The sequence below is a fragment of the Burkholderia sp. SIMBA_051 genome (assembly GCF_046534915.1).
GTDB classification, from domain to species: Bacteria; Pseudomonadota; Gammaproteobacteria; order Burkholderiales; family Burkholderiaceae; genus Burkholderia; species Burkholderia ambifaria.
On sequence record NZ_JAWRXS010000921.1, the window covers coordinates 1 to 234 of the forward strand.

At 57.3% G+C, this 234-nt stretch carries 1 pseudogene; it reads right to left on the reverse strand.

The annotated features are described in order from the left end of the window. Positions 1–142 (reverse strand): annotated as a pseudogene (locus tag SB771_RS37170) (MFS transporter); the annotation flags it as partial. Between the last annotated feature and the right edge of the window lie 92 nt (positions 143–234).

A 234-nucleotide genomic window follows, 5' to 3' on the forward strand; every position in this document is an offset into this window, starting at 1 on the left:
GGCCGAGATCCTTGTTCATCGTGAGCGCCGCGAAACCCACATTCACGCGATCCAGAAAGCTCACGAAGTAAAGGAGCATGACGAAGGGCAAAATGCGCCACGTCAGCTTGCGCACCACACGGGCTTGCAATTCATTGGTCATGCCTGTCTCCGCTGTGTTGAATTCGCCCGTGACGCGCGCGTCCGGCCGTTATGTTCTTATGTGATGAATGCGTCGCTCGCTCGAAGGCCGAG